Genomic DNA, 15,830 nt, shown 5'->3' with positions numbered 1-15,830 from the left:
GAGGCATCCATGGAACTCGTCTGCCCAGCGGGCAGCCTGCCCGCTCTCAAGGTTGCTGTTGATGCGGGGGCGGATGCTGTCTACATCGGCTTCCGTGACCACACCAACGCACGCCAGTTCGCGGGTCTCAACTTCACCGAAAAGCGTATGCGTGAGGGGATGGAATACGCCCGCCAGCGTGGCACCCGCGTGTTCTGTGCCCTCAATACCTACCCGCAGCCCGCGGGCTGGAAGCACTGGACGGCAACCCTGGACCGGGCCGCCGACCTGGGGTTTGACGCCCTGATCCTGGCGGACATGGGGCTGCTGGATCACGCGGCCCGCCACCACCCCGGTATCCCGCGCCATCTGTCAGTACAAGGCTCGGCCACCAGCCATGAGGCCCTGCGGTTCTATCACCGGGAGTTCGGTATCAGCCGCGCGGTCTTGCCACGGGTTCTGTCCATGGACCAGGTGCGGCAGGTGGCGGAACATTCCCCGGTGGAGCTGGAAGTGTTCGCCTTTGGCAGCCTCTGCATCATGGCGGAGGGGCGCTGTTACCTGTCCTCCTATCTGACGGATGAATCCCCGAATACCTGCGGCGCCTGCTCACCCGCCAAGGCTGTGCGCTGGGAAGAGAAGGGCGATGAGCTGGAAGCCCGGCTCAATGGTGTGCTGATCGACCGTTTTGCAGGCCACGAACAGGCGGGCTACCCGACCCTGTGCAAGGGGCGCTTCGAGGTGGAGGGGGCCGTCTATCACGCCATCGAGGAGCCCACCAGCCTCAACACCATGGATCTGCTTCCGGAGCTGCACCGCCTCGGCGTTTCCGCGGTCAAGATCGAGGGGCGCCAGCGCAGCCCCGCCTACAGTGGTCAGGTGGCCGGCACCTGGCGGGCGGCAATCGACCGTGTGAAGGCGGATCCCGAGACCTTTGAGCCCGCCCCGGAGTGGCAGCACACCCTGGGCGAACTGTCCGAGGGTGGCCAGACCACACTGGGCGCATGGACCCGGAGCTGGAAATGACGATGAAACTCTCACTGGGGCCGATCATCTGGTACTGGCCCCGCCAGGATGTGCTCAACTTCTACGCGGAAGCGGCGGAATGGCCGGTGGATACCATCTATCTGGGCGAAGTGGTGTGTTCCCGCCGTCGCGACATGAAGGTGGCGGACTGGTTGGATCTGGCCCGTGACCTGCGCGATTGCGGCAAGGAGGTAGTGCTTTCGAGCCAGACGCTGATCGAATCCGAGGCGGACCTGCGCACCCTGCGCCGCATCCGGGACAACGGCGAGTTCCTGGTCGAGGCCAATGACCAGAGCGCGCTGAATATGGTGATCGAGGCCGGTCTGCCGTTTGTGACGGGGCCCTCCGTGAACCTCTACAACACCGCCACGCTTCAGGTGCTTCTGCGCCGGGGCCTGCAGCGTTGGTGTCTGCCGGTGGAACTGAGCCGCGATACGCTGGCGGACATGCAGTCCGCCCTGGATGAGCAGTCCCTGCACGCACCGGTGGAGGTCTTTGCCTGGGGCTTCCTGCCGCTCGCCTGGTCGTCGCGCTGCTTCACGGCGCGCTATTACGGCAAGCCCAAGGACCGCTGCGAGTTCGTCTGCCAGCAGCATCCGGATGGGCTGGCCCTGAAATCCCGGGAGCATCAGGACGTGTTCCGTCTCAACGGCATCAGCACCCTGTCCGGCGCCCGCTATGACCTGATGCGTGAGCTGCCGGACATGCAGCGGCTGGGCGTGGATACCGTGCGCCTGAGCCCGGAATACGAAGGCATGGCGGATGTTGTGGCCCGCTTCGACCGGGCCCGGCATGGCGACATGCCGGAACGTCATCCGCTTCATCTGGTGGAAGCGCCCCCCTGTGACGGCTATTGGTATGGCCGCCCGGGCATGGAATGGAGTCATAACCCATGAAACAGACCCTGGATCGCATGGCTCGCAGCCTCATCCCGCTGGTGGATGCCCGCCTGCCCTGGGCGCTCAAGCAGGGTCTGGTGGAGCTGCCCCTGAATCACCTCTTTGCCGAGGCTCTGGCAGAAGGTGATTTCGGGGAGCTGGAAGGCCGTGTGCTGCGGCTCGAACTGGAGGATGCGACCACCGGGGTCACGCTGGGCTTCTGGGGTGGGCGTCTGCGTATGGCGTATGCAGAGCCCGAGGCGACCATACGGGGCACCACGGAAGCCTTCCGGCGGCTGGCGGAGCGCCGTGAGGACCCGGACCGTCTGTTCTTCCAGCGTCAGCTGGTGATCGAGGGAGATACCGAACTTGGGTTGGCGGTGAAGAACCTGCTGGATGCGCTGGAGTGGCGCATTCCCCTGCTGGGTGCCCCTTCGGGAGTCAGCGCGCCTCCGGATGCCGCCGGCTGATCAGGTCCCAGGCCTTGTGGATCTCCTCCAGACGGGCCCGGGCCAGTTCCGGGTCCATGTCGGTATGCTGCACCCTGTCCGGATGGTAAAGGCTGCGCTGCTTGCGGTAGGCCTGGCGAAGGGTCTCCAAGGAATCCGACGGCTTGCCGCCAACCACCTGGCAGGCGCGGGCCAAGCCGGTCAGGGGAGTCTGAGCGGAGCCCTCGTCCGGGGAGGTGATCCAGACCTTGCCCCGGTAGCTCTGAAGGATACGGTTGCTCGCCGTGGCGGGCAGCCCCGTGGCAACGATCGCGGTATGGCAGCGGGCAATGCGGGCGGCCGAATCCGGGCCATCCTGGTAGCACAGATGGGCCAGTGCCATGCTCAGCCGCAGGGCCGCATCCGGGGACCGGCGCGACAGAAGCCGGAACCAGAAGGGCACCATTGGCTGGGTGTCCTGCTTTCCGGCATTGAAGCGCCGGATCAGGCGGCGGCGCTGGCGGGGCCCAGCACTGAAATTGCGCATCAGGGACTCGCCGTAGCGGATGTCCAGCTCGTTCACCCGGCCGTCCGCCTTGGCCACATAGCCCATCAACCGGAACAGGGTGCCGCGTGCCCAGCGGGGCAGTCCGGTGCGCTCCAGAAGCCGGGCGCCGTGATGGCCGCAGGACGCCAGTTCACGGAGCAGGTCCGAAAGGTTCTCCGGCAGGGTGTCCGTACTGTTGTCGTGGTGTTTCGCGCTCATGGGGCTGTAACACTCCCTGCCAGTGTGCGCGCCGCCTCGAGACGCTCGGGGGTGCCAACATCCACCCAGAAGCCGTCATGGCCGATGCCGCTCACCCGCCCCTGCTGGCAGACCGTTGCCAGAACGGGGCCCAGCCGGTCTTCCCCGGCAGGGGCGCTGTCAATCAGGCGCCGGTGCAGGCGGCTGATCCCGGCAAAGGTAAGCCGTTCACCATGCTCCCTGGTTACCCGGCCACTGGCCAGTGCGAAATCCCCTCCACTGTGGTGCGCCGGATTGGGCACCAGGACCAGGTGGGCATCCGTATCCTTTGCCAGTGGACGGGCGGCAAGCGGGGTCATGTCGACGTCCGTCCAGACATCCCCGTTAATGACCAGGAACTCACTGGCCGTCTCCGTGAGCATCGGCAGCGCCCGACGTATTCCGCCCAGCGTTTCCAGCGGTTCTCCTTCGCGGGAATACTCTATGCGGGCCCCCAGATCGGCGCCATCGCCGAGGTGGGCTTCAATGCGGTCCCCCAGCCAGGCTGTGTTGATGACGATGTCCGGAACCCCCGCCTGTACCAGGGCCTCGATGTGCCACTGGATCATCGGCCGGCCACCAACCGGCAGCAGCGGCTTGGGGGTCTCCAGGGTCAGTGGCCGCAGACGTTCGCCGCGCCCGGCTGCCAGGATCATGGCCTTCATGGGGTCCCCGCCATTGGTTCCACTGCCGACGCCACCCGTTCCGCGAGCCAGTCTCCGAAGTGCTCGAGGGCCGGCTGGCGGCGTGCGGCCAGGATGATGTACTCCAGGGTACGCGGGATGTCCTCGAGGTAGCGCGGCTTGCCATCGCGCTGATCAAGCCGGGCAAAGATGCCGCTGGCCTTGAGGTGGCGCTGGATGCTCATGAGTTCGAACCACTGGCGGAAAGTGGCCTCGTCCGCCTGATGAAGACCGGCTTCGCGTGCCTGCAGGCGGTAGATCTCAAGCCACTGGCAGACCTTTTCCTGCGGCCAGGCAACGTAGCAGTCACGCAGCAGTGAGGCCGCGTCATAGGTGATAGGGCCGGTGACCGCGTCCTGGAAGTCGATGATGCCGGGGCTGTTGTTGTCCGCCACCAGCAGGTTGCGGGAGTGGTAATCACGGTGGACAGTAACCCGGGGCTGGGCCAGGGCGGACTCGGTCAGGGTGGCGAAGGTGGTCGCCAGCATGGCCTGCTCCTGGCTGGAAAGCTTGAGGCCGAGCTTGTGTTCCAGAAGCCAGTCCGGGAAAAGCTGCATCTCCTGCTGCAGGCGCTCGCGGTCATAGGGTGGCAGGGGATGATCCGGAGGGGAGGGCAGGCCCTGCAGTTGGACCAGCGCACTCAGGGCCTCGCCGTAGAGCCGGTCCGCGGCTGCCTCGGAGGTGAGTTCCTCCAGGTAGAGCCGGTCACCCAGATCCTCCAGCAGCAGGAACCCCTGCTCCTGATCCTCGGCCAGCAGTTGCGGCACATGCAGACCGTGTTGGTGCCAGTGGTGTGTCAGCGCTACAAAGGCCTCGCAGGATTCCTTCTCTGGTGGCGCGTCCATCACAATCCTGGATCCTTCCGGGGTCATTACCCGGAAATAGCGCCGGAAACTGGCGTCGCCGGCCACCGGTTCCGGTGCCTGCGGCGCTGTTCCCAGGCGCTGGCTCAGCCAGGCCAGCATGGCGTCGTAGCGTTGATCCATGGTTACTCCTGTTGATGGGCACCGCGCCAGGCAGCACCCTTTCGGATGTGTTGTATTCTGCATTAAGCCTCTGCCAGCTGGCCAGAGAGCGTTAACATGCTGCAGTGGCCCATGTAGACTGTGCCCCTGTTTTCAGCCGCAGGCCGGTGGACGCTCCGGAGAAGGTGAGTGGCAATACAGAGGTGGACGAACAACCGCGCCGGGCGATTCCGGATGCTGGCTGCCAGCATCACACTCGCCTGTGTGCCCGCGCAGGCCCAGGAGCCGCGCTCGGCCGCTGCCATCGACTGGGTGGAGTGGGAGCAGTTGCCCCCGGAACTGCAGGAAAAGGTGCCGGCTTACTGTGGCGGGACCTATCGCCCCCCTGCACTCGAATCCGGTAGTAGCGATGGCGCCTCCGGGGAGAGTGGTGAAGGTGGGCCGGTCCACATTACCAGCCGCGACGCCCACTACCGCATGGATGAGACCCTGGATCTGAGCGGTGATGTGCGGGTTCGCCAGGGGGAGCTCCGGGCACGCAGCGATCGTGCCCGGTATAACCAGAGCAGGGGCATCCTCAATCTCAGTGGCGGGGTGGTCAGCCGCGCCAGCGGCGTGTTGCTGACGGGCCATGAAGCCCAGGCCAGCGATGAGGGCGGTAGCCTGACCCTCAACACCGCCCGTTTCCTGCTCCATGACGCCCATATGCGCGGCAGTGCCGGCCGTATCAAGCGCACCGGGGAAGAGGCCATGCGCATCAATCAGGCGGTTATGACCACCTGCCAGCCTGGCCGGAATGACTGGTCCATGGCGGCGAGCCGTGTGAATCTGGATCAGGCCAGCGGTTTCGGCACTGCCAGCCATGTCCGGCTGAGGGTGAAGGATGTGCCGGTAATGTATGTGCCGTGGATCAGCTTCCCCATTGATGACCGGCGCAAGTCCGGTTTTCTGTACCCGTCCTTCGGGACGTCGAACGCTGGCAATGGCCTCTTCGTGGCCGCGCCCTATTACCTGAATCTCGCCCCTCACTATGATGCTACCTACACGCCGCAGTACATCCATGGTCGGGGCTACTTCTCGGAGCTGGAAACCCGCTACCTGAGCCGCTTCGGGCAGACGGATGTGCAGCTGGGCTTCATCGACAACGACTCGGAGTTCGAGTCGGAAAATCCCGGCATGGACGGCAAGCGCTGGGGCCTGGATGTCACCAGTGATGCCGACTTCGGTGGCGGTTGGCGCGGGGATCTGGATTACGCGGCGGTCTCCGACGACGACTATTCCAGTGACCTCAACCGGACCCTGGATATCCAGCAGAACACCCATCTGCGCCGCGATGGCCGCCTCCGCTACAGTCAGCCCGGAGTGAACTTCTCGGCGGCACTGCGGGGGTTCCAGACCATTGATCCCGCCATCCCCGAACGCCGCCGCCCCTACAATCAGCTGCCGCGTGTGCAGCTTGACCTCAGTACCAGCAGTGGTAACTGGTACGCCGCGCAGGATTCCGAGTACAACCATTTCTGGCGCGATAACCGGGATCTCCAGGGCCTGGACGCGGCTATTGGTCACCGGCTGCGCACCCGCCCGGAGGTGGGTTGGGAGCTGCGGGGGCTGCCGGGTTTTGTGAGCACCTCCGTGATGCTTGACCACACCCAGTACCAGCTGGACGACATCGAACGGGATGAACGTTTCAGCCGCAACGTGCCCTTTGCGGACGTGGATGCCGGGCTCTACTTCGACCGCTTCTTTGATGTGGGGGACAGCTTCTACAACCAGACGCTGGAGCCACGGCTGTACTATGTGTACTCACCGGAGCGTGAGCAGCAGGATATCCCGGTCTTTGACACCCGGCTCAACTCCTTCAACTTCAACCAGCTTTTCGCCCGGGACCGTTTTGTGGGCGGTGACCGTGTAGGGGACAACAACCGCCTCACGACGGCGCTGACCTCACGGGTGTATGATATGGACGCCGGAATCGAACGGGCCCGCGTGAGCCTTGGCCAGATCCACCGGTTCGAGGACGAGGAGGTCGCGCTCAACGGTGCCGGGACCAGCGAGGAAGGGCGTTCCCCGTACGCCGGTGAGCTCCTGCTGAGGCCGCTGGAAACCATGGACCTGCGGGTCACCGGTCAGTGGGACGCGGATGAACGTGAGACCGTTCGCGGCCGGAGCCAGTTCCGCTTCCACACCAGTGACTACCGCTACCTTTTCAATGCCGGTCATACCTATGACGCGGATACCGACCTTGAGCAGTCGGATGTGAGCACCGTGGTGGCGCTGGGTGAACAGACGAGCCTGATTGGCCGCTGGCTTTACGATATGGAGAATAGGGAGACAGCGGGCACACTGGTGGGGCTTGAGTACAGCAGTTGCTGCTGGAACCTCCAGCTGGTGGCCCAACGTTACCGAACCCGGGATGAGGGACTGGATACCCGGTTCCTGTTCCAGATACAGCTGCTCGGGCTGGGGGGCAGCGGCGATGCCCAGGACAACGCCCGTGATGCCATTCCCGGCTTTGATCAGCGCACTGCCATCAGAGAGCGCCCGACGCCCGAACAGTTGCGGCGCCCGGCGCAGGAACGATGGCCCTGAACCCATTCAGACTGAGGTAAGCATGATTCCGAAACGACAGCGCCCTTCAAGCCTGCTGGCCCTGGTCTTCCTGGCCTGCCTGCCCATGCTGGCGGCCGGAGCCGAACGCCAGCCGCTGGACCGCGTCGTGGCCGTGGTGGACGAGGGCGTGGTGCTCCAGTCCGAGCTTCAGGCGCGGATCCAGCAGATCCGTTCACGCCTAAGCGCCCAGGGCACGCGGCTGCCACCGGAATCGGTGCTGCGCCAGCGGGTTCTGGACCAGCTCATCCTGGAGGAAATCCAGATCCAGCGGGCCCGCCAGATGGGCATGCGCATCGGGGACTCCGAGCTCAACGACGCCATGCGCAATGTGGCCCGGAACAATGGCTTCAACAGCCTGGACGCCTTCGAGCAGGCACTGGCCAGCGAGGGCCTGAGCTTCCAGCAGGCGCGTGAGCAGATCCGCCGGGAGATGCTGGTCAGTCGCGTTCAGCAGCAGCGCGTTGGCCGGCGCGTGCGTGTCACCGAAAGGGAAGTGGACAACTTCCTAAGCTCGGCGGAAGCGCGTGAACGTTCCGGGATTGAACACCTGCTCGGCCATATCCTGATCGAGGTGAACAACTTCAACGACGAGGAAGAGGTCCAGGCGGCCCGGAGCAAGGCGGAGTCGATCCAGGAGAAGCTTGAGGAAGGCGGCGACTTCCGCGAGCTGGCGGTGGCCGAATCCGATGGCCGTAATGCGCTTGAAGGCGGCGAGCTGGGCTGGCGTTCCGGCCAGGAGCTGCCCTCGCTGGTGGCCGGTGAGATTCCGCGGCTGGACGTGGGCGAGCCGTCGCCGGTACTGCAGAGCAGCAATGGCTTCCACGTGGTCACACCGCTGGACCGCCGGGGGCAGGACACCAATGAAGTGGAACAGCGGGAGGTGAGCCACATACTGGTTAATACTCAGAATCGTTCCGAATCCGAGGCGGAGTCATTGATCCGCGAGATCAAGTCGGATCTGGAGGACGGCGCCGACTTCGCCGAGCTGGCCCGTGAGTATTCGGATGACCCGGGCACCGTTTCTGAAGGCGGTGAACTGGGCTGGGTCGGGCCCGGCGAGATGGTGCCGGCGTTCGAGGACACCATGATGGACACCGGTGTTGGCGAGACCAGCAGCCCCTTCCGTTCGCGGTTCGGCTGGCACATCCTGAAGGTTGAGGATAAACGCGTGGCAGAGCAGAGCGACGAGATCCGCCGCAATGAGGCCCGCCAGGCGCTGCAGCAGCGCCAGTACGAGCTGGAGCTCCAGAACTGGCTGAGCCAGATCCGTGAAGAGGCCTATGTGGACATCAAGACCGTGGTCACTGGCATGGAGGGCTCGCTGTGACCCGTCCGGCACGGCTGGCGGTAACGGCCGGTGAACCCGCCGGCATCGGGCCCGATCTGTGCCTCACCCTGGCCGACCGTGAGCGGGAGACGGAACTAGTGGTGGTCGCTGATGCGGACCTGATGCGTGAGCGGGCCCGGCTGCTGGAACTGGACGTGCGGATTGAGCCCTGGGAGCCGGACCAGCCCATTCCGACCGGCGCCGGCGTGCTTCCCGTATGGTCTGTTGCCTCCGTTGCAACAACCCGGGCCGGTCGGCTCGACCCGGAGAACGCCGGCTATGTGCTGCGCACCCTTGAAGCAGCCGTGGAGGCCTGCCAGCTCAGTATCGTGGATGGCATGGTGACCGCACCGGTGCACAAAGGGGTGATCAACGAGGCCGGTATCACCTTCAGTGGTCACACCGAGTTCCTGCAGGAGAAAACCGGCGCCAGTGGCGTGGTGATGATGCTGGCCACCGAAGGGCTGCGCGTGGCACTGGCCACCACCCACCTGCCATTGCGTGAAGTGCCGGATGCCATTAACGGCACCCGCCTCAACCGGGTACTCCAGATCCTGCATGCCGATCTGAAAAAACACTTCGGCATTAACCAGCCCCGCATCCTGGTCGCGGGCCTCAATCCGCATGCCGGGGAGGGTGGCCATATCGGTCACGAAGAGATTGACGTAATCGAACCGTTGCTGGAACGGCTGAACAGCGAGGGCATGAACCTCACAGGGCCGCTGCCGGCGGATACCCTGTTCACGCCCTACAACCTTGAAGAGGCGGATGCCGTGCTGGCCATGTACCACGATCAGGGCCTGCCGGTACTCAAGTACAAGGGCTTCGGTCGGGCCGTGAACATAAGCCTGGGGCTGCCGATCATCCGCACCTCCGTGGACCACGGCACGGCCCTGGACCTGGCCGCCACCGGGCAGGCGGACCCCGGCAGCCTGCATGAGGCCATCCAGACTGCGGCCCACATGGTGCGCCAGCGGGAGCGGACACGGAAGGGGCACGGATGAGCCGACCGGCGGGGCATCAGGCGCGTAAGCGCTTTGGTCAGAACTTCCTGCACGATGCGGGGGTGATCGACCGCATCGTGGGCGCCATCAACCCCACTCCGGATGACAATCTGTTGGAGATTGGCCCCGGCATGGGGGCGCTCAGCGAGCCACTGCTGGAAGCCTGCCCGTCCATGCAGATGATCGAGCTCGACCGGGACCTGATTCCCGGCCTTCGGGCGCAGTTCTTCCGCTACCCGGGGCTGACCATCCATGAAGGGGATGCCCTGCGCTTTGACTACCACGCCATTGCCGGCAAGGGGCCGATCCGGGCGGTGGGTAACCTCCCCTACAATATCGCCACGCCGCTGATCTTCCATCTGCTCGAGTTCGGGGATGTGATCCGCGACATGCATTTCATGCTCCAGAAGGAGGTGGTGGAGCGCATGGCCGCGGCGCCGGGTGAGAGCCAGTGGGGCCGGCTGGCGATCATGACCCAGTACCGCTGCGGGGTGCAGCCTCTGTTCACGGTCGGCTCGGGTGCCTTCAGCCCAGCCCCCAAGGTGGAATCCGCCATTGTGCGACTGGTGCCCCACGGAACCATCGACAACCCTGCGCATGATGTGGAACTGCTGGCCAAGGTGGTGCGTACGGCTTTCAACGCCCGCCGCAAGACCCTGCGCAAGGCACTGGCGCCGCTGTTCGGGGACGCTGACTGGCCGCGTCTGGGGGTTGACCCGACGCTGCGCCCCCAGAACCTGACGCTGGCGGACTACGTGATGCTGGCCAATGATCTGTACGCACAGCAATCTAATGGGAGTACGGAATGAGTGAGTACGCCATCGGCGACATTCACGGCTGCCATGACAGCCTGAGGGCCCTGATGGACCGTATCGGTTTCAGCCCGGACCGGGATCGGCTCTGGTTCGTGGGTGACATCATCAACCGTGGCCCCAAGTCGCTGGAATCCCTGCGGCTGGTGCGGGACCTGGGCGATAATGCCCTGGTGACCCTGGGCAACCATGACATGCACTTCCTGGCCGTGGCGCTGGGCGGGCATGAACCTCGCCCCAAGGATACGCTGCAGGCCATCCTGGAGTCGCCGGATCGCAATGACCTGATCGACTGGATGCTGCAGCAGAATTTTGCGATTCCGGACGAAGGGCGCGGCCTGCTGATGGTCCACGCGGGCATTCCGCATTTGTGGACGGCGGAAGAAGCGGTTGGCTACAGCCGGGAACTGGAGGCGGTGATCCAGAGCAACGAGGCATCGCGTTACTTCCGGGAGATGTACGGCAACCAGCCGGAACGCTGGGATCCCGGCCTTGAGGGAATGGAGCGCTGGCGGGTGATCACCAACTACCTTACCCGCATGCGCTTTCTGGCCGAGGACGGCACCCTGGATCTGGCCACCAAGGAGGGCGCGGGCGCCGCGCCTGAGGGCTTTGCACCCTGGTTCCAGTACCCGCGGCCGGATGCCACGGAACTGATTTTCGGGCACTGGGCGGCGCTTGAAGGCCGCACGGATACGCCTGACGTTTACGGTCTGGATACGGGCTGTGTCTACAATGGCCAGCTTACGGCAATGAACCTTGATACGAAGGAGATGACCCGTGTTGAACCCTGCGACTGAGGCGGGATTCCCGGCCAGCACCTGGCTGGCGGTTGCCGCTGTTCTGGGTGGCCTTGCGGTGGCGGCCGGGGCCTTCGGTGCCCATGCGCTTGAGGGCAAGCTGTCGGAACATTACATGAGCGTGTTCCAGACGGCGGTGCAGTACCAGATGTTCCATGCGCTGGCGTTGCTGGGCGTGGCCCTGGTCGGGATGGTGCGGCCGGATGCGTCCTGGCTGGTGCCGGCGGCCTGGGCGTTTCTGGTGGGTACGCTGCTGTTCAGTGGTAGTCTTTATGCACTGGTTCTGAGTGGTGTCCGGGTTCTGGGGGCGATTACGCCGATTGGGGGTGTGGCGTTCCTGGTTGGTTGGGTGTGTCTGGTTGTGGCTGGGTTGCGGCTGGGGGCTTGAAGCTGGCTCTCGAAAGCCTCATTTTTGTATAAATGACATCTCAAGCTTGTTGGTTTTCGGGAAGATGGGCATCGGGGAGGTCTTTCCGGGAATCGCTATGAATCCATCCATGGACGCTGCGCGATCGCCATCCCTGGCGATCGAGCTTCCCGGAAAGACCTCCCCGATACCCATCACCATGCACTCCAGCTGGATCGGGCTTTAGAAATGAAGATCGTACTGAACGGCGAGAACACCGAAGTCAGTGAAGGTGCAAGCATCCAGGCGCTGGTGGATCAGCTGGAGCTCACCGGGCGGCGGATTGCCGTGGAGGTGAATGAGGAGATTGTGCCCCGCAGCGAGCATGCAGCGCACCAGCTTTCGCCCGGTGACCAGGTGGAGGTTGTCCACGCCATCGGCGGTGGCTGAGCCAGCTTCCGTCCGTGCTGATCCGCGCCCCTGTAGGAGCGACCCCGGTCGCGATCGAATGCCCTGAAACGAGAGACACCATGACCCACAAGACCCCACAGGACACCCCGCTCACCATCGACGGCACCACCTACCGTTCCCGCCTGCTGGTGGGTACCGGCAAGTACGCCAGCTGGGAGCAGGCAAAAGACGCCATCGAGGCCAGCGGAGCGGAGATGGTGACCATGGCGGTGCGGCGCACGAACCTGGGGCAGAACCCGGATGAGCCGAGCCTTCTGGATATTGTCTCGCCGGAGAAGTATACGTTGCTGCCGAATACCGCCGGGTGCTACAGCGCGAAGGACGCGGTGCGCACCTGCAAGCTGGCGCGCGAACTTCTGGATGGTCACAACCTGGTGAAGCTGGAGGTGCTGGGGGATGAGAAGACCCTGTACCCGGATGTGACCGAGACCCTGAAGGCGGCGGAGCAGCTGATTGATGATGGTTTCCGGGTCATGGTCTACACCAACGATGACCCGCTGATTGCCCTGAAGCTGGAGCGGATGGGCTGCATTGCGGTGATGCCGCTGGGGGCACCCATCGGCTCCGGGCTGGGGATCCAGAACCGCTACAACATCCGCACCATCGTTGAGAACGCCAGTGTGCCGATACTGGTGGATGCGGGCGTGGGTACCGCCTCGGATGCGAGCCTGGCCATGGAGCTGGGGTGCGACGGGGTGCTGATGAATACCGCCATCGCCGAGGCGAAGGATCCAGTGCGGATGGCTGGGGCCATGCGCAAGGCGATTGAGGCCGGGCGTGAGGCCTACACCGCCGGGCGCATGCCGAAGCGGGCCTATGCCAGTGCCTCCTCACCGCTGGATGGAACCTTTTTCTGATGACGGATTCAGTGACGCTTGATTCGCCGTTAACGCTGCCCTGCGGCGCTGTCATTCCGAACCGTCTTGCCAAGGCCGCCATGACCGAAGGCCTTGCGGACAGCGAGTTGCACGCCACCGAGCGTCATCAGCGCCTCTACGGGCGCTGGTCGGATGGGGGAGCCGGACTGCTGATCACCGGCAACGTCATGATCGACCGTACCGTGCTGGAACGCCCGGGCAACGTGGCCATCGATCCGGCGCCGTCTGATGGTGAGCCCGTTGGAATGGCGGCACTGCGTGCCTGGGCTCGGGAAGGCACTCGCAACGGCAATCATCTGTGGATGCAGATTTCCCATGCCGGCCGCCAGTCGCCGCGCTACGTGACGACCAAGCCCGTGGGCCCTTCGGAAGTACAGCTGGAACTGATGGGCAACTACGCCCGGCCGCGCGCGCTGAGTGATGCTGAAATCCGGGACTTCATCGAACGCTTCGCGAATGTCGCCCGTATCGCCAGGGATGCCGGGTTCACGGGCGTGCAGGTGCATGGCGCCCATGGTTATCTGCTCTCCTCCTTCCTGTCGCCGGTGACCAATCAGCGCACGGATCAGTGGGGCGGTTCGCTTGCCAATCGGGCACGGTTCCTCCTGGAGACGGTCCGGGCGGTGCGTGAGCGCGTTGGGTCGGACTTCCCGGTAGCGGTGAAGCTGAACTCGGACGACTTCCGCAAGGGCGGTTTCAGCCACGAGGAATGCCTGAAGGTGGTGAAGTGGCTGAATGACGAAGGCATCGACCTTCTGGAGATTTCCGGTGGCACCTACGAGCAGCCGCGCCTGCTCGGACACAGCGGTGACGAGGGCACGGCGCATGAACCGGAACAGCGCGCCAGCACCCGAGCCCGCGAGGCCTACTTTCTGGAGTATGCGCAGGCCATCCGCGAGGTCTGCCAGTGCCCGCTGATGGTGACCGGCGGTTTCCGCAGCCGCTCACTGATGGAAGAGACCCTGGCGAACGGGGAGCTGGACATGATCGGCCTGGGCCGCCCCCTTTGCACGGACCCGGACACCCCGAAAGAGCTGATCGAAGGCCGCATCGACCAGGCCGTAAGCCATGAACAGCGCCTGCGCCTGGCCGACCGTGGCTGGCTCTCACCGGCCAGCCCGCTGATGCCACTGAAGATGATCAACGTGCTCGGCGGCCAGGCCTGGCACTACCAGCAGATCTTCCACCTGGCCGACGGCGAGCCGGTGGACCTGAACCTGAGCGTACTCGGCGCATTCGGGCGTTACTTCGGGTATGAGCTGAGTACGGCGTTCAGGCTGAAGCGTACGAAGTAAGCCTGCTACTGCCGGCATCTTCTAGATCTGGTAGAGGGCAGGCAAAGCCAATGTCAGAAGGGCGGTTGTGATAAGCAGAGTTGCGAGGTTAACCCCGAGACGGGTTTTGAGGGAGGCTGGAATAAGTTCCTTGAGAGTGATAATAACGAGAAACCCCATGAGAACCCATGTTGATACAGGGGTGAGGAGCACGTCGGAAATCCATGCTCCGATGGTGTGCTGAGCTGGATTACTGGATTCACCGTTTACTGAAAGAAAAAAGTCACGGTTGTTGGAGATTGCCAGCATCGTGCCCAGCTGAAGGAGAATGACGAAAACCAGCAGCGTATTGAGCAATGCTTTAACGGTATGCCGCCAACCATGGCGGCTGATGTATGTGACGAGCATCAGTCCCTGCCCTTTTCGATATCCTTTATGTCCTTTCTCATGCAGCTTTGGACTCTTCCGGGAGGTATTTGACCTTGCCCCGAATCCTGGTCGAGGCTGCCTGAACGCCACTCGATGAAATGTCTGCTTTGGCAGTTACCGTTTCAATGTTCCCGGTGTCATCAATAAGGTTGATAGTGACGTCTACCTTCCCGCCCCCGACCAATGCTCCGGTCAGTTTTATATCCAGCGTTTTTCCAGCCAGCTTTCCAGGAGTACGGAAAAGTTCGGCGTTGGTTCTGATAGAGAACCAGTCTGTCTGTACGTGACTTGCGACGAACGATCCCGTGGAGGAACCAAACGAGGGGCCTTTTACTATGCCGTAAAGCTTCTGGGGAGCATCTTTGCTGGGGCGGGTTTCGATATACGTTCCGGTGAATCCGTTAACCCCGAAACCTGTTTTACCGAAAGAGACGCTTGCACTGGTGGCTGTGATCCTGATTTCCATAAATCGACATCCCTGTGTGATTGATCTGGTTTTTTAACAGTGTTTGGTATTTTGCCTTAGGGCTAAATTGGCTGCAAGGTAGGGCTGGGACGTTCCATATCTTGAAGTCCAGCATGACCTGAGAGGCCATGAAATTACCCCGCTTTGTGGAGATGGTCTGAGCGAAAGTGATCCGCGCGCCCGCACGGGGCGCGACGAAATCGGCCAAATTTGGCCGGAGGTTGCACTATTGTTCCTACCCACGCGCCCGCATGGGCGCGACTCCATCAGGACCTGGGCGGTGCGAGTGAAGTTCTCGTTTCTATCCCACGCGCCCGCACGGGGCGTGACGCGAATACCTGCACTCCCGCGCCTTGTGCTCGCTCGTTTCTATCCACGCGCCCACGTGGGGCGCGACTAGCGGGCTACAAACTGTTTCCAGCCCTTGACGCCGTTTCTATCCCCACGCGCCCGCGTGGGGCGCGACGCTTGAACTGCCTGAAACCCGCGATGCCTACCTTGTTTCTATCCACGCGCCCGCGTGGGGCGCGACGGTGTCCTCCGGTGGTTCGTGGCGCTCGGGAAGCGGCAGTTTCTATCCACGCGCCCGCGTGGGGCGCGACGCCGTCCTGGTAATACTCAAGATGACTGGCCAGAGTTTCTATCCACGCGCCCGCGTGGGGCGCGACGG

17 protein-coding genes and 1 CRISPR repeat array (1 of these 18 running past the window's edge) are annotated in these 15,830 nt (G+C 63.7%); of the genes, 12 read left to right on the top strand and 5 right to left on the bottom strand.

Features of this window, described 5'->3' with window-relative positions:
• Positions 1–9: 9 nt before the first annotated feature.
• The 3 genes from ubiU to ubiT are packed head-to-tail and all read left to right on the top strand — an operon-like array spanning position 10 to position 2,353.
• Entirely contained in the window at positions 10–1,005 is a 996-nt protein-coding gene (gene ubiU / locus H4I92_RS05050) for a ubiquinone anaerobic biosynthesis protein UbiU (RefSeq protein ID WP_077529572.1), read from the top strand.
• On the top strand, positions 1,002–1,901 hold the full coding sequence (locus H4I92_RS05045; RefSeq protein ID WP_338072762.1) for a U32 family peptidase: 900 nt from the start codon (positions 1,002–1,004) through the stop codon (positions 1,899–1,901). Before ubiU ends, H4I92_RS05045 begins: the two co-directional genes overlap by 4 nt.
• Positions 1,898–2,353, top strand: coding sequence for a ubiquinone anaerobic biosynthesis accessory factor UbiT (ubiT, locus tag H4I92_RS05040; RefSeq protein WP_077529570.1), 456 nt, complete (start codon positions 1,898–1,900; stop codon positions 2,351–2,353). The genes H4I92_RS05045 and ubiT overlap by 4 nt, the downstream gene beginning before the upstream one ends.
• Here ubiT and H4I92_RS05035 read toward each other — a convergent pair.
• The 3 genes from H4I92_RS05035 to H4I92_RS05025 are packed head-to-tail and all read right to left on the bottom strand — an operon-like array spanning position 2,325 to position 4,764.
• Complete coding sequence (locus H4I92_RS05035) at positions 2,325–3,077, bottom strand: co-chaperone DjlA (protein ID WP_077529569.1); 753 nt, start codon at positions 3,075–3,077, stop codon at positions 2,325–2,327. The two genes, ubiT and H4I92_RS05035, sit on opposite strands and share 29 nt — an antisense overlap.
• Entirely contained in the window at positions 3,074–3,760 is a 687-nt protein-coding gene (murU, locus tag H4I92_RS05030; RefSeq protein WP_077529568.1) for an N-acetylmuramate alpha-1-phosphate uridylyltransferase MurU, read from the bottom strand. Before murU ends, H4I92_RS05035 begins: the two co-directional genes overlap by 4 nt.
• Entirely contained in the window at positions 3,757–4,764 is a 1,008-nt protein-coding gene (locus tag H4I92_RS05025) for an aminoglycoside phosphotransferase family protein (RefSeq protein ID WP_077529567.1), read from the bottom strand. The genes murU and H4I92_RS05025 overlap by 4 nt, the downstream gene beginning before the upstream one ends.
• Before the next feature lie 168 nt (positions 4,765–4,932).
• Between H4I92_RS05025 and H4I92_RS05020 the strand changes: the two genes are divergently transcribed.
• From H4I92_RS05020 to H4I92_RS04980, 9 genes are all read left to right on the top strand, one after another.
• Complete coding sequence (locus H4I92_RS05020; protein ID WP_245800849.1) at positions 4,933–7,332, top strand: LPS-assembly protein LptD; 2,400 nt, start codon at positions 4,933–4,935, stop codon at positions 7,330–7,332.
• A 22-nt stretch (positions 7,333–7,354) separates the two neighbouring features.
• Complete coding sequence (locus H4I92_RS05015; protein ID WP_077529565.1) at positions 7,355–8,680, top strand: peptidylprolyl isomerase; 1,326 nt, start codon at positions 7,355–7,357, stop codon at positions 8,678–8,680.
• The gene (gene pdxA / locus H4I92_RS05010) at positions 8,677–9,684 is read left to right on the top strand and encodes a 4-hydroxythreonine-4-phosphate dehydrogenase PdxA (RefSeq protein ID WP_077529564.1); all 1,008 of its coding nucleotides are present in this window, start codon (positions 8,677–8,679) and stop codon (positions 9,682–9,684) included. Before H4I92_RS05015 ends, pdxA begins: the two co-directional genes overlap by 4 nt.
• A complete protein-coding gene (gene rsmA / locus H4I92_RS05005) occupies positions 9,681–10,493 on the top strand; it encodes a 16S rRNA (adenine(1518)-N(6)/adenine(1519)-N(6))-dimethyltransferase RsmA (RefSeq protein ID WP_077529563.1) in 813 nt (270 codons plus the stop codon). The genes pdxA and rsmA overlap by 4 nt, the downstream gene beginning before the upstream one ends.
• Positions 10,490–11,296: a symmetrical bis(5'-nucleosyl)-tetraphosphatase gene (locus H4I92_RS05000; RefSeq protein WP_077529562.1), complete on the top strand. Its 807-nt coding sequence runs from the start codon at positions 10,490–10,492 to the stop codon at positions 11,294–11,296. Before rsmA ends, H4I92_RS05000 begins: the two co-directional genes overlap by 4 nt.
• Positions 11,280–11,684 (top strand): DUF423 domain-containing protein, encoded by a 405-nt coding sequence (locus H4I92_RS04995; protein WP_422821972.1) that lies wholly within the window; start codon positions 11,280–11,282, stop codon positions 11,682–11,684. The genes H4I92_RS05000 and H4I92_RS04995 overlap by 17 nt, the downstream gene beginning before the upstream one ends.
• A 207-nt stretch (positions 11,685–11,891) precedes the next feature.
• Positions 11,892–12,092 (top strand): sulfur carrier protein ThiS, encoded by a 201-nt coding sequence (gene thiS / locus H4I92_RS04990; RefSeq protein ID WP_077529561.1) that lies wholly within the window; start codon positions 11,892–11,894, stop codon positions 12,090–12,092.
• 80 nt (positions 12,093–12,172) lie between these two features.
• Complete coding sequence (locus H4I92_RS04985; protein ID WP_077529560.1) at positions 12,173–12,970, top strand: thiazole synthase; 798 nt, start codon at positions 12,173–12,175, stop codon at positions 12,968–12,970.
• Positions 12,970–14,286 carry an NADH:flavin oxidoreductase/NADH oxidase family protein gene (locus tag H4I92_RS04980; RefSeq protein ID WP_077529559.1) on the top strand — a complete coding sequence of 439 codons (1,317 nt, stop codon included), beginning with the start codon at positions 12,970–12,972 and terminating at the stop codon, positions 14,284–14,286. The genes H4I92_RS04985 and H4I92_RS04980 overlap by 1 nt, the downstream gene beginning before the upstream one ends.
• Before the next feature lie 21 nt (positions 14,287–14,307).
• On the opposite strand, the gene H4I92_RS04975 is transcribed toward H4I92_RS04980, so the two are convergent.
• Complete coding sequence (locus H4I92_RS04975) at positions 14,308–14,673, bottom strand: hypothetical protein (RefSeq protein ID WP_077529558.1); 366 nt, start codon at positions 14,671–14,673, stop codon at positions 14,308–14,310.
• A 37-nt stretch (positions 14,674–14,710) separates the two neighbouring features.
• Complete coding sequence (locus H4I92_RS04970; protein WP_077529557.1) at positions 14,711–15,160, bottom strand: hypothetical protein; 450 nt, start codon at positions 15,158–15,160, stop codon at positions 14,711–14,713.
• 365 nt (positions 15,161–15,525) lie between these two features.
• Positions 15,526–15,830: direct repeats of the CRISPR family, unit length 32 nt; unit sequence GTTTCTATCCACGCGCCCGCGTGGGGCGCGAC; it runs 3,848 nt beyond the window's last position.

The organism is Vreelandella halophila, assembly GCF_019903425.1.
Lineage (GTDB): Bacteria > Pseudomonadota > Gammaproteobacteria > Pseudomonadales > Oleiphilaceae > Halospina > Halospina halophila.
This window is presented reverse-complemented; position numbering and strand designations above follow the sequence as displayed.